Raw genomic sequence first — 12,721 nt, 5'->3', positions numbered from 1 at the left:
GGATCATGCGTTCGCGGCTGTCGGTGAGGGCGCCCCATGTGATGGGCGACCTGGACACCGAAGGAGTCTTCCGGCGCCGGGTGTTGCGTGATTCGCCGACCGGGCGGGGATGGCGGCGGAGCCGAGAGATCGAACTGGGGCCGAGGTCGCTGGGTTTTGCGGCGCTCGGGTTCCTCACGCTGGTGCCCCTGCTGATCGTCGTCTCCGCAGCCGATCCGGAGCAAGGGCGGGGGTTCGCGCAGTGGCTGGGGGACGGGCTCGGTGTGTCGAGTGCCGCCAGGGAGGAGGTGGGGAAGCTGTTCGCGCGGCCCGGCCAGGCGCTGCAGACCACGACTGCTTTCGGCCTTGCGGCTCTCGCTGTCTTCGGTCTGAGCTTCGGGGCGGCGGTGCAGACCGGCTACGAGAAGGTCTGGGAGCTGCCTCCGGCCCGCTGGTACGCGAGATGGCGGCACGTGCTGTGGCTCGCCGTGCTCGTCGGGTCCCTCTACCTGACCGCCACCACCACGCTGTGGCGCCATTCGCCGGCCGGCACGCTGGCCGCGACACTGAGCGCCGTCCTGTTCTTCTGGTGGTCGCAGCGGATGCTGCTGGGCGGGCGGATCGCCTGGAGTGCCCTGCTTCCGGGCGCGGCGGCAACGGCGCTCGGGCTGCTCGGACTTCGGGTCTTCTCCCGGCTCGTCTTCTCCCCGCTGATCGCGTCCAGTGCCGTCGCCTACGGTCCCTTCGGAACCGTTCTGGTCGTCCAGTCCTGGCTGGTCGGTGTGGGTGTCGTCGTCTTCGGCGGTGCGCTGGCGGGCCGACTGCTGCACGAGGAACTCCTCCGCGTGGCACAGGCACTGAAACAGCGGGCTCGGCGGCGACGACCCTGAAGGCCAGGACAACTCCCCTTGCTTCTTCACGCACGACATGTCGGTTGGTACGTCGCAGAGTCGGAGCCGGTGCGGCACAGGGCTCGGCCCTCCAGGCCCACGCCGGAAGTGACCCGTGCTACGCCGGTGACGTCCTGGACGACGACCGGTGAATCATCCTGTCCCGTCCAGGCCGCGCTCGTCCGCTGCGCACATCAGATACCTGGCCCGGGGCACTCGGGGGGCAGTGGACGCGTATCGCGCGCCCGCACCATGGGGAGGACATCGTGACCTCGTCCAACACGCAAGGGCGCGGCCGGGCCGTGAAGTCCGCGGCCCGTACCACCCAGAACGAGACGCTGTCCGCCGCGGGGCGAGCCGGCTTTGTCGCACGGGGTGTGGTGTACGTCCTGATCGGCGCCCTTGCCCTGCAGATCGCCCTCAGCAGCAGCGACGGCGAGTCGGCCGACCGGCAGGGCGCGCTGGCCCAGGTCGCGGAGCAGCCCTTCGGGAAGGTGATGCTGTGGGCGATGGTGGTCGGCTTCGCCTCCATGGCGCTGTGGCGGGGTTCCCGCGCAGTCCTCACCAGGGGGCCTCAGCGGAAGGCGGGTTCGCGCCTGCTGGACGGCGGGCGGGCGGTCTTCTACGCCTTCGTCTGCTGGACCACGGCGGTGTACGCCGCCGGCGGCGGCCAGGGCTCCAGCGGCAACAAGCAGTCGCAGGACGGGACGGCATCGGCCCTCAAACTGTCCTACGGCCAGGTGCTGGTGGGAGCCGGGGGCTGCCTCCTGATCGGCATCGGCGGGGTACTCGCCGTCCGGGCGGCCATGCGGAGCTTCCTCAAGCAACTGGACACCGGCAGCATGAGCCACCGTACGAAGCAGGTCGTCACCGCTCTGGGCGTGGTCGGAGGCGTGGCACGGGGCGTGGTGTTCGCCGCGGCCGGGATCTTCATCCTGGTGGCAGCCGTCCGCTTCGACCCGGATGAGGCCAAGGGCGTGGACGCGACGCTCCGCAGCTTCACGCAGACACCGGTGGGGCCATGGCTCCTGGTCGCGGTCGCGGTCGGGCTGATCCTCTTCGGCGTCTTCTCCTTCGCCTCCGCTCGGTGGCGCCGCCTGTAACGGTGATCCACGCCGGATCTGCCGGCTCCTCGCCAGGCTCGCCTTTGGGCCGGACCGTCGCCACGCACTGGTCAGCACAACAGCAGCGAACCGTCCAGCCCCGTCTCCGAGGGCATGCGGAGCGGCGTTCCGCGCTCTCTCGCCACGCGTCAGTGGGCCGGGCGTCGGCGCGAGCGTGATATCGAGCGCACGAGCAGGTACAGCACGGCGGCGATGAGGAGCAGCACGCCGGTGGAGAGCAGATACAGCAGTCCGTCGACGACAGCGCCGATGACGATCAGCGCGATGCCGCAGATGAGCAGAACCAGGAAGAAGACCATGGCGCTACGCCTCCTGGGGTCGTGGCGGAAGGCCGGATCAGAGGCCGTCCACCCAGTAGTGCCGGTGTCCTCCGGTCTCGCTCCTACCTCAATTTCAGGGTAGACGCAACCCGTGGCGGTGGCCTGCCGGGCAGAACGGTTCTACCGTGGGAAGAGGAAGCAAATCCCAGGAGCGCGCCATGATCATCCTCGGACTCCTCATCCTCGTCGCCGCGGTGGTCATCGCTGTCGCCGGCGTTCTTTCCAACAGTGGCAGTGCCCACGAGTTCACCGGCGGATTCTCCGTCTTCGGAGTCGACGTCACCGGTTCCACCGGCACTCTCTTCCTCTACGGCATCGTCGTCGGAGCGGTGGCTCTGCTCGGGTTGAGCCTGCTCCTGACCGGTACCCGCCGCACCGCTCGCCGCGGCCGCACCGCACGTCGTGAGCTCAGGCAGAACCGACGCGAGAGTGCCGCGGCCGAACAGGAACGGGACGTTCTGATCGACGAACGCGACTCCGCCCGCGCTCGGACGGCGCAGACGGAGAGGGACGACGACGTCCCTGCCGGACCGGTCGACCGCCCCCGCCGCAAGAGCCACTGGTTCCACCACCGGGCCGCTCACTGATGATCCCCGTCGGCCGCCTGGCGATCTGTCGCGCGACCCACGGTGCGGGTGACCCGCCGGATGTCTCTCTTCTCGACTCTGCGTACGCAGGGAGCGGGTGGTCTGCATGGAATGGCTGAGAAGGCTGCCTGTGATCGGGAAGCTGATGCGTACGCACGCCTGGCGGGCGTACGAACGGCTGGATGCCGTCCACTGGGCCCGGCTCGCCGCGGCCGTCACCTTCACCAGTTTCGTCGCGCTCTTTCCACTGATCACCGTGGGCGCGGCGATCGGCGCCGTTGGAGAAGGTCCTCCTCCGACTCGCCGACCCGCGCGAGTACCTCGACGAACCAGAACAGCTCCCCGCGGTTGTCTCCGCGGTCAACGCCTTCCTCATCCACGAGGGCGTACGCCTGGAGAACCCAGGTGGCCGCCCCCGCCTCGTCGCCTGCGACCCCTCTCTCGCCCACCCGGGCAACCAGGGCCCGGTCGAACTCAGAGCCGCCATGACCGACCTCATCAACGACCAGCAGATGGCCGGCCTCCTCCAGCACCGCTTGGACGAGGCACGCACCTGCTACGCCAACGGCGCCCACGTGGCCGCCATCATCATGCTCGGCAGCCTCCTCGAAGGTGTCCTGGTCCATGTGGTCCAGGAGCGCGACGCGTCACTGCTCGGTAGGACGTCTCCGGATCGCGTGTACCTGGACGCCCTGATCAAGACCTGCCACGAGGCAGGGTGGATCGGCGCCGATGTCGAGCGCTTCTGCCACGAGCTGCGCAAGTACCGCAACTTCGTCCACCCACGCGCCGAAATCCGCGAGGCTCACGTACCGGACCGCGACACACTGAACATGTGCTGGCCCGTGGTCAACGCCGCCCTGAATGACCTCGCCGACTCCCAGCCCAAGGCAGCCTGACCCATGTGAACCGGCCCGCCCCGCGCACGGCTCGTCAGACGAGCCTCGGCACGGGGCGGTTGTCCGGCATCCCCAGCATTTCCCGAGCCCGCTCCGGCGTACAGGCCCGCCCCGCGCTGCCGGCTCGCGAATGGTCAGTCCCTTTTCCTGCTCGGCCCCAGCAGAACTCTTACGAGCCATCTGACACCAGGAGCGCGCCCTATGCGCACTTGCGTGCGCCCATCGTTCGACTCGTACTTTGCGGCGTTGTCCTATGGGCTCGCTGCGATCCACCAGGGAACAGGGGGAACAGATGTCGAAGTCGGCTGAAGAGGCGCTGGAAGATCTCGCACAATATGCGAATGTCGCTGTCCACTCCACCTCGGCACTCGCCGGGGAGGTTGGTGCAGCAGCGGCCGAAGACGACGAGATACGCAAAGAGAAGGACCTCGAAGTGCTCCGGCGCAAGCCGGGCCTACGTCCGTTACCTGCCGCAGATCTCGGCGGCTCGGTCCGCATGACGCCGTGGGACGTTCTGCACACCCTTGCACGAGCCATCTCCTTGGCACGCCGAGGAGCCGCCCGCGGCCTGGCCGAGCACTGGGGCAGTCTGAAGTACAGCTTGGCACTCAACGGCAGCCCCACTTCCTACATGGGGCTCTCGGCCGAGGGACGGGACACGGCCGACTACTACAAGGCTCTCCAGTCGGGAGAACTCGGCGTCGGATTCGCGCTGGCCCTCGGCGAGCGGATTCTCAGTCGGCGTTACCCAGACCACGCGGTATCGATCGTCCCGGCGGACACGGTCCTCCGCGCCGGTTGGGCCCTGAACAGCAGAGACAAGGGCACCACGGTGGGCTACCGGTACCGTCCGCAGTACTTCGCCGAAGTCTGGCAACCAGGAGAACCGTCGCGCGTCTTCCCTGTCGTCTCCCGCGGCAACCACGGCAAGGCGAGCGACTCCCACGGCCAGCTCGCGGACGCTTCGGTCTACATAGACGGTGTCCACATCGGCATCCACAACGAGACACCCGGCCTGATCTTCAGCACACGACTGCCCCTCGATGAGTCGCTCACTGTGCACGCACCAAATGCCGACGGCACAGACGGATGGCTGTCCGGCACGGACACCTTCCCTCTCGGGAACCTGGACGAACGGCTCCGGGACGAGGCACGGCCCCCAGGCATCCACCCACCAGCCGACGACGGCGAGGGGACCCCCGTGGAACCCGGTGTTCACGTCACCCCTGAACTCTCCGGATGGTTCCAGCAAGTCCTCGCGCGCACCTCCGCCGCAGGACTCACCGCCTTCGCCGGCGACGGAAACTCCACCGCTCCGTACCTCACCACGCGCCAGGGAAGCCGACGCTTCTCCGCCGACATGGCCCATGCAGCCACCGACAGCGTCCAGGACGCCGCGTGCACACTGCTCGGCATCCCGTTCGTTGGCACCGACCATGTCTTCCGACTCAACGGAACACGCGTGGAGGCATTCTCCGGAGTCCACGCCGGCCTCTTCACCCACCTGAGCCGCGGCCGTCTTCAGCAGTACCGCAACGATGTCCACGCTCTGCGCACCAAGTGGCCTGCGGACACCTGGGATGAGGAATGGAACGGCCCCGTGTCGATACACCAGGACGGCTCGGTCCTAGCCATGCATCTGTTGCCCTGACCGCTCTTCGTGACCGTAGAAGGTCGTCGAAGGAGCCTGCTCGCCATGCAATCTGAAAGATTTTGAAAGCTGGATCAGCCCAGCTCAGCGACATCATCGCAGGTCAACGCCACCCGATAGACAACTTCAAGAAGATCTCGTCGTGGGCGGCGATCCTGTTCGCCCCGACGCTGGTCGGGACGATCTACGGGATGAACTTCGACCACATGCCGGAGTTGCACTGGGTGCTCGGATACCCCTTCGCGATGCTCCTGATGGCGGTCGTGCGCACGAGCCTGTACGTCATCTTCAAGCGACGGGACCGGCTCTGAGCGACCGGCCGGAAAAGGGCATGCCAGCAGGGTCGGAGCAGCACGCGGACATCCTGCGGAGCATGGGCGCGCTCGATCGCGAGCAGTGAGCCGAGGCGCTGGATCATCCGGCGGACGGTGGCCGCGCTGTGGCCAATCGGCGAAAGCCGGGGCTTTGCATCAGCGGTAGTCGTCCGGGTGGCCCTGCATCCATGTGTTGATCTCGTCGCGAGTGGCGATCAATGCGGTCTGGTGCTTCTTGAGGTTGTCGAAGGTTTGATCGCTACCGATCCCCGTGTCGAGCTCCTTGATCAACCTGATCGGCTCGGCGAAGTGACCGGGCCCCTTCTCCGATGCCTTCATGGCGCCGTCAAGGCGATGGAGTTCGTCGAAGACACGGCGCAGGAAGTAGGCGCAGTCGGCGGGCGTGCAGGAATCATCCAAGGTCGCCTGCATTCCGGCGAAAGCGTCGCGGACCTTCTCGACCGGCGTTGCGGTCGGTATCGGTGGCGGTGAAGGCTCGGCGGCGGGTGCGCTGTCGGCCGGCCTGTCGGCGACGGCAGGGGCACCACCCGGCTTGCCGGAGTCAGAGCCTGCGCTGCAAGACGCACCGAATGTCGCCAGAGCCACGGCGACAACAACCGCGCCCCACGCTGTGGTTCTCGGCACGAACGCTCCTCCTCGCCGCCCCAGTCGGCTGCTCCATCCCCAGCGAACCGCTTCGCCCGCGCCATCGTCGGCTGCGCCTCCTGCGGCCCGCAAGGGTCCAGACCAGTCGTTGCCATCCCGTGATCACCTCTGTGTGGTCACCGTGAAGCGACCTGACATAACTTCTGCATGTCATGCACATGAAAGGAATGAGGGGGGTAGTTCATGCATGGACGGCAAGCGCTTGCTGGCGTCTTCGCAGGAGCGGCACTCGTCGCCGGTGTGGTCGTGAGCTCGGCCGGCGACGGTGGGGCAGCACCGGATGAGTCTTCACCGAAGACGGTGGCAGCAAACGCTGTCGACGAGAGCAAGTGGCCCAGTCGCATGCCCGAGCGTGGGCTTGCCAAGGGGCTGTCCCTGCCGGTGGAGAAGTATCTCGTCGGCTACACGGACGTCGTGGAATGGCAGCGCGCCCAGCGAGATCTCTGGGTCAGCTGTATGGCTCGGTTCGGCTTCGAGAAGTTCAACCCGCCGGTTCCGGGGGCCAACCCGCCCCTTGAGTTCAACGATGCCAACATGCCCAGGCGGTACGGGGCTTCCGACGCGACGCAAGCAGCGGAACACGGCTACCACCTGCCGCCTGAGCAGTTGGACGAGCCGCCGGCATGGGAGCCGGCTGCCGGGGCGGAGGGAACGGTGTTCCTCGGGGACGGGCCGGAGCTCTCGGGCGGCACATACAACGGAGTGAAGGTTCCCGAGGGAGGGTGCCGCGGGGAGACGGAACGTCAGCTCGGGCATCTCACGCAGGGCGAGGACGCATCGAGAGTCAACGCGTCGAGCATGACCGAGTCCTTGAAGCAACCTGCTGTCCAGGACGCCATAGCCGGCTGGGCGGCGTGCATGAACGACAGGGGCCACGCGTTCGACGACCCGTACAAGCCCGCTGCCAGTTTCGACCTGTCGACGTCAACGGCGTCGGCAGAGGAGATCGACGTGGCCACCGCCGACGTCGCCTGCAAGGGCGAGACCGGCCTCATCAAGGTCTGGTCCGCGGCGGAGACCGCCATTCAGAACCAGCAGATCGCTGCCAAGAAGTCCTCCCTCGACGCCGAACTCGCCCAAACGAACACCGTCAGGACGACCGCACAAAGAGTGATCTCGGAAGGCAGTGACAAGTGACCCGGACCATACGCAACCTGATCCGGTCGCTCCCCGCCGCCCTGCTCCTCGCCGCCGGCATCCTCTGCGCCCAACCCGCGCAGGCCGCCACCTCCTTCGAGTCGGACGGTTGCACCTCCAGCGGCAACAAGTACTGCTTCGTGCTCTACTACAACAGCGTCGGCTCGACCACCAACTCCGGTCAGGGTTCCTGCTACATCTCCAACAGGAGTGTCCCCGACCACTACGGCTACTCCCCGAACGGGGCGACCCTGGTCCGCCTGGTGTTCCACTACGGCATGCTTCCCGGCACCTGCACCACTGACAGCGGAGACGGGACACCCCTCAAGAACAACGCCGCTTCCATTGCGAACGCCGAATGCGGCGTCTACAACCGGGTCTACTGGGGCTCTGGTTACCAGAGCATCTCCCAGGCCATCTACGGATCCTGCGGCGGTTACGGCGGCTTGGCGGAAAACCTCGTGCCCGAGCTGAAGAACGACAACGCATCCCACAAGAGGTACTAGCCCCTCACCCATGTCCGCGCCTCACCGCACTCACCTGTGGGGTGACGCGCCGCGATACCCCCTTCTGTGGACATCCCGACGGTGCACAACCGACACCGATGAAGGAAAAGCGTGAGACACATAAGACGTATGAGAAAGCGGTTCCTGGCACCCGTGACCGTGGCGGTGACCACGGCGCTGGCGATACCGCTGACCATGCCCGCGCAGGCAGCCGAACCGACGCCGCCGAAGAACGCCGCTCAATGGCGGGCGCCGGACACCCAGGACGTCGACAAGCCTGACCAGGTCCCCTCCGCGGACCGCGCCGAACTCCTAGGCGAGGGCTACCAGAAGTCCACCGACACCGCGTTCACCACGTCCGGCGACGGTACCGGTTTCCATCTGCTGGTCGCGGACGAGAAGAACGGCTACGCCTGGAAGACCGCGGCGACCCTCTCCGAACCCGGCTTCGACACCGACACCTGGATCGGCAACGCGTGTCTGACCGCCTCCGGCAAGCGGGCGGCGGTCGCCTACGCGCCGCGTACCTTCACCAACAAGCCCGAACTCATGGCGCGGGGAGCCTTCGCGGCCGTCGTGGACCTGACCACCGGCGCGGTCACCAAACTGCCCTTCCAGGCGTCGCTGGCCTACTTCAGCCCGGGCTGCGGTGCCGGCGAGCAGGCCGTGTTCACCCAGCTCTCCTACGAGGGCGACACCGCGCAGCGGACCCGGTTGGTCACGGTCGACGCGGCCACGGGCCGGGCGGGCGCCCCGGTCACCTACCCGGGTCAGGTCACCTCCGCCGTGCCGACGAGGAACGGCGTCGTCGCCGCCCACGGCAACCGGCTGGTCGCCGCCGGGGGCAAGGGCGGGCTCAGGGAGATCACGCGCACCGAGTCGGTGCCGTTCCAGCTGACGGTCGACGCCACCGGCGGCGTCACCTACATCGACCGCACGAAGAGCGCGAGTGCGAAGAAGGCGGCTACCAGTCGCGCCGAGCACCTGACCGCGAGCCGGCTGCGCACCGGCAAGGCCCGTGCCACCACGCTCGCTTCGGGCCCGCTGGCCCAGTGGGACCTGACCTCCTCGGCCGACGGCACCGTCTTCATCACCGGCAAGGCCGCCACGAAGAACGTACTGCCGAAGACGGTGAAGAATCCTGGCGGTATCGCCAAGGGTGCGTTCGTCTCCAGTCACGGTGCCGCCGCCGTGACCACCGCCTGGGCCGACGGCAAGGACACGCGCATCCGGCCCGACGAAGCCCTGGCCGAGCGCACCGCCCGTGTCGGCCTGCGCCTGCTGGACACGGAGCGGACGGTCACGCTGGACGCCACGCCGGGCGAGCGCCGTATCGGCGGCGAGAAGGCGGAACGGCAGGGAGCGGCGGCCTCCCCGGCACTTCCTGGAGCATCCAAGTCATCGGCCAAGGACGGACGTTCGTCCGGCCCGTCCGCGCAGACGGCCGGGGTCCGGCTCGCCGCCGCCTCCGCTCCCGACGACCCGAGCGAGGACGCCACCGAGCGGACCTGTGCCGTGGCCCGCAACGACGTCAAGAAGCAGGCGTTCCAGCCGACTCCGCGTCAGGTGGAGTGGGCCGTCGACCAGGCCGTCGTCGGCAAACTCGACTTCTACCGCTCCCCGGACTGGAAGAACACCGGCATGGCCGGCTACCAGCCGCAGGGGCTGTTCCCACCGATCCTTCTCGAAGGCGACCCCAACGGGAAGCTGGACACCGAGGACGGCGACAACGACCGCTGGCACATCCCCGCCCAGATCCTCCTCGGTGTCACCGCCCAGGAGTCCAACATGTGGCAGGCCACCCGGTTTGCCGTGCCGGGCGTCAGTTCCAACAGCCTCATCGGCAACTACTACGGCGTCGACTACTCCGCGTCCGGTGAGCAGCAGGACCCGTGGGCCATCGACTGGTCCGACGCGGACTGCGGCTACGGCATCACGCAGGCCACCGACGGCATGCGGCTGGCCGGTAAGACCAAGCCCGGCGAGAGTGCGATGAGCACCCTCAAGCAGGAGGCCGTCGCTCTCGACTACACCGCCAACATCGCCTACGGCGCCCAGATCCTGTCGGACAAGTGGAACCAGACCCGCAAGGCCGGCATGAAGGTCAACGACGGCCACCCCAAGTGGATCGAGAACTGGTTCTTCGCCCTGTGGGCGTACAACTCCGGCTTCTACGACACCGCCGACTCCGCCGGGCACTGGGGCGTGGGCTGGACCAACAACCCCGCAAACCCGCTGTGGAAGGCCAACCGGCTGCCGTTCCTGGAGAACGCGGCCGGCGGCGACAACTACGCCGATGCCGCGCACCCGCAGGACTGGCCCTACGAGGAGAAGGTCATCGGCTGGGCCGCCCGCCCCATCGCCGCCCTGTTCGGGCCCGGCGATGTGCAGGCCGGATACCGTCCGGCGTGGTGGAACAGCAACGCCGACCGCACTTCGGCGAAGCCGCCGGTCGACCTGTTCTGCGACTCCTCCAACTCCTGCGTGCCCTCGAAGATCGGCGACAACGACTCCAACGACCCCGGCCAGGGCGCCTGCACCCTCGACTCCGGCAATGACGAGACCAACCCGCACTGGCTGCACTGCTGGTGGAACAAGTCGGTGACGTGGAAGAACTGCACGACCCTCGCGCAGTGCGGCAACCAGGTCCACCGGTTCAACACCACCTATCCCGAGCAACCGGACGCCAACTCCTACCCGCCGCGATGCAGCAGCGGCCTGCCGTCCGACGCGCTCATCGTCGATGACGTGCGCAACGGTGTCGTCCCGACCGGATCGGCCTCCCGCAGTTGCGGAGCCACGAAGTCCGACGGCACGTTCACCCTCAACTACAGCATGTGGAACGGCACGTATCCGGGGAAGATGGACACCCATCAGATCGGTGCCGGATACGGCAACCACTTCTGGTTCGCCCATACTCGGCAGCCGGAGTCCACGATGGGCACCGCCAACCGCATGCAGGCCATCGGTGTGTGGAAGCTCGACCGGACGATCTCCGGCCAGGCCAAGGTCTACGCCCACATCCCCGACCACGGGGCTCAGACAGCCCAGGCCACCTACAGGATCAAGACAGCGTTCGGCACGAGAAACAGGACGATCTCCCAGACCGCCAACGAGTCCAACAAGTGGGTGGACCTGGGTGCCTATCGCTTCAACGGCACCACCCCCGAGGTCAGCCTGTCCAACTTCACCAGTGACGGCACCGGCGACAAGGACATCGCCTGGGACGCGATCGCCTTCGTTCCCGGCGACTACGACGGACTCGGGGAGATCTCCTTCCCCGACCCCGACCCCAACGCGCCCGACCCGGAGATCCCGGACACGCCCCAGACCATCCCGGGCGACGTGTTCCCCGCCGGTGTCGCAAGCGCCGACCAGGCCGCCGGTCTGTCCCCGGCTGCCCGCGCCATGAAGGGCATGACCTGCCGTGAGACAGCCGGCAGTGACGACACCGAGGTGTGTATCGGCAACACGCCCAAGGCTGCGAAGACCGCCAGGGCGGCGGCCGCCGTCACGCCCGAGGAGAACGCCAGCTGCTCCATAGCCGCCAGGTCCAAGAGCTTCACCCGGTTCGAAGCCTGCATGACCTCCGAGGTGACGGTCGGCATCATCAAGAACGGCGTCCCGCAGGGCAACGCCTACCTCGCCTACCGGCACGAGATCGACCTCGCGGTCAACAGCAAGACCATCACCCAGCGGGTGTCGCTGAAGCCGACCAGGTACGACCCCACGGTCACGCAGTTCCTGTTCAGCCTCAACATCCAGGGCTTCTGCCTGCCGTCCTGCACCATCGCCGACCAGACCTGGTCCGGGTCCCCGCAGTGGACGACGTACACCGACTTCCACGAGGCCACGACCACCATCAAGTTCGACTGGGACGGCGACGCCGGACATGTCACCAACCACCTCAACTGGATCCTGTCGGGGAAGATCGACGGCAAGGACACGTCGGGCGTCGACTACGACGAACCCGAGCTGAAGGTGCGCTGCGACAACGAGTTCGCCGGCAAGCGGGCCGGCTGTGTCTTCTCGGAGTTCACCCCGTCGTATCCGGTGAACAGGAAGCAGTTCCCCGCCGCGGCGACGCTGTACTGGGTCCTTCAGCAGAAACTGGCCAACCACCCGGGCAGCAAGGAGCACAACAGCCCGCTGCACCGTCTGGCGGACACCAAGCTCCAGGAGGACAACCGGAACATCATGTGCAAGTCGGCTGCCGCCAAGTTCGACAAGCATCCCGACACCCCGGACGCCAGCTGTGATGAGTACGCCTTCGCCGCGTCCCGGGAGAGCGGCGGTCTGCAACCCGGCGTCGAGTCCGGCGCCGACTGCGCGCAGTTCTTCGCGACGAAGGAGAGCACCGGCTGGAAGCTCTACGTCGACGACCGCTACGACCTGCCCACGTACAACGAGGTATGCGGCCGTGGGAACATCCCGAACGACCAGAACACCGCCGCCGGGGGCGGTCTGGGCCGGTGGACGCCCAAGGCGCGAGTGCTCGACGGGGACGCGTACTACGTGTACCTGGAGGGATACGAGGACTGTGACCCGGAGACGTTCTGCCAGGTGCGGCCCTGACATCCTGGGCGCATGACACGGGGCCCGGCACCTTTGAGGTGCCGGGCCCCGCACGCCGCTGAAAAGCGCCGTG

At 67.5% G+C, this 12,721-nt stretch carries 10 protein-coding genes and 2 pseudogenes; 10 read left to right on the top strand and 2 right to left on the bottom strand.

The genetic code is table 11. The features are described 5' to 3' along the window. Positions 1-41: 41 nt before the first annotated feature. Together SLINC_RS35620 and SLINC_RS35615 are read left to right on the top strand one after the other, a co-directional pair. Positions 42-869, top strand: coding sequence for a YihY/virulence factor BrkB family protein (locus SLINC_RS35620; protein WP_067442244.1), 828 nt, complete (start codon positions 42-44; stop codon positions 867-869). Positions 870-1,135: 266 nt separating this feature from the next. Next, the gene (locus SLINC_RS35615) at positions 1,136-1,972 is read left to right on the top strand and encodes a DUF1206 domain-containing protein (protein WP_079164896.1); all 837 of its coding nucleotides are present in this window, start codon (positions 1,136-1,138) and stop codon (positions 1,970-1,972) included. A 149-nt stretch (positions 1,973-2,121) separates the two neighbouring features. Here the strand turns inward: SLINC_RS35615 and SLINC_RS48650 are convergent, their stop codons facing one another. Then, entirely contained in the window at positions 2,122-2,292 is a 171-nt protein-coding gene (locus SLINC_RS48650; RefSeq protein WP_170068290.1) for a hypothetical protein, read from the bottom strand. A 179-nt stretch (positions 2,293-2,471) separates the two neighbouring features. Between SLINC_RS48650 and SLINC_RS35610 the strand changes: the two genes are divergently transcribed. The 5 genes and pseudogenes from SLINC_RS35610 to SLINC_RS35595 form a co-directional block, all read left to right on the top strand. Further along, positions 2,472-2,900 carry a hypothetical protein gene (locus SLINC_RS35610; RefSeq protein WP_067442242.1) on the top strand — a complete coding sequence of 143 codons (429 nt, stop codon included), beginning with the start codon at positions 2,472-2,474 and terminating at the stop codon, positions 2,898-2,900. Positions 2,901-3,006: 106 nt separating this feature from the next. Further along, a pseudogene (locus tag SLINC_RS49620) lies at positions 3,007-3,177 on the top strand (YihY/virulence factor BrkB family protein); the annotation flags it as partial. A 1-nt stretch (position 3,178) separates the two neighbouring features. Then, positions 3,179-3,799, top strand: a complete 621-nt coding sequence (locus tag SLINC_RS35605; RefSeq protein WP_182449239.1) for a hypothetical protein — start codon at positions 3,179-3,181, stop codon at positions 3,797-3,799. 292 nt (positions 3,800-4,091) lie between these two features. After that, the gene (locus tag SLINC_RS35600) at positions 4,092-5,450 is read left to right on the top strand and encodes a hypothetical protein (RefSeq protein WP_067442240.1); all 1,359 of its coding nucleotides are present in this window, start codon (positions 4,092-4,094) and stop codon (positions 5,448-5,450) included. A gap of 119 nt (positions 5,451-5,569) precedes the next feature. Continuing rightward, positions 5,570-5,761 (top strand): annotated as a pseudogene (locus SLINC_RS35595) (CorA family divalent cation transporter); the annotation flags it as partial. A 159-nt stretch (positions 5,762-5,920) separates the two neighbouring features. Here the strand turns inward: SLINC_RS35595 and SLINC_RS35590 are convergent. Next, positions 5,921-6,409 carry a hypothetical protein gene (locus SLINC_RS35590; RefSeq protein WP_067442238.1) on the bottom strand — a complete coding sequence of 163 codons (489 nt, stop codon included), beginning with the start codon at positions 6,407-6,409 and terminating at the stop codon, positions 5,921-5,923. Positions 6,410-6,613: 204 nt separating this feature from the next. Here SLINC_RS35590 and SLINC_RS48190 point away from each other — a divergent pair, with 204 nt between their 5' ends. The 3 genes from SLINC_RS48190 (at position 6,614) to SLINC_RS35575 (ending at position 12,648) form a co-directional block, all read left to right on the top strand. After that, positions 6,614-7,567, top strand: coding sequence for a hypothetical protein (locus SLINC_RS48190; protein WP_159425386.1), 954 nt, complete (start codon positions 6,614-6,616; stop codon positions 7,565-7,567). Next, on the top strand, positions 7,564-8,073 hold the full coding sequence (locus SLINC_RS35580; RefSeq protein ID WP_067442234.1) for a hypothetical protein: 510 nt from the start codon (positions 7,564-7,566) through the stop codon (positions 8,071-8,073). The genes SLINC_RS48190 and SLINC_RS35580 overlap by 4 nt, the downstream gene beginning before the upstream one ends. A gap of 129 nt (positions 8,074-8,202) precedes the next feature. Further along, positions 8,203-12,648: a golvesin C-terminal-like domain-containing protein gene (locus SLINC_RS35575; RefSeq protein WP_067442232.1), complete on the top strand. Its 4,446-nt coding sequence runs from the start codon at positions 8,203-8,205 to the stop codon at positions 12,646-12,648. Positions 12,649-12,721 lie beyond the last annotated feature (73 nt).

Origin of the sequence: Streptomyces lincolnensis (genome assembly GCF_001685355.1) — a bacterium.
GTDB lineage: Bacteria > Actinomycetota > Actinomycetes > Streptomycetales > Streptomycetaceae > Streptomyces > Streptomyces lincolnensis.
The sequence above is the reverse complement of the archived record's forward strand: the minus strand, read 5'-3'. Positions and strand labels throughout refer to the sequence as shown.

Excerpts from the sequence above, each read along its gene's own strand:
- SLINC_RS35620 (WP_067442244.1), top strand. The coding sequence starts at position 42 with ATGGGCGACCTGGACACCGAAGGAGTCTTCCGGCGCCGGGTGTTGCGT.
- SLINC_RS48650 (WP_170068290.1), bottom strand. The coding sequence starts at position 2,292 with ATGGTCTTCTTCCTGGTTCTGCTCATCTGCGGCATCGCGCTGATCGTC.
- SLINC_RS35610 (WP_067442242.1), top strand. The coding sequence starts at position 2,472 with ATGATCATCCTCGGACTCCTCATCCTCGTCGCCGCGGTGGTCATCGCT.
- SLINC_RS35600 (WP_067442240.1), top strand. The coding sequence starts at position 4,092 with ATGTCGAAGTCGGCTGAAGAGGCGCTGGAAGATCTCGCACAATATGCG.
- SLINC_RS48190 (WP_159425386.1), top strand. The coding sequence starts at position 6,614 with ATGCATGGACGGCAAGCGCTTGCTGGCGTCTTCGCAGGAGCGGCACTC.
- SLINC_RS35575 (WP_067442232.1), top strand. The coding sequence starts at position 8,203 with ATGAGAAAGCGGTTCCTGGCACCCGTGACCGTGGCGGTGACCACGGCG.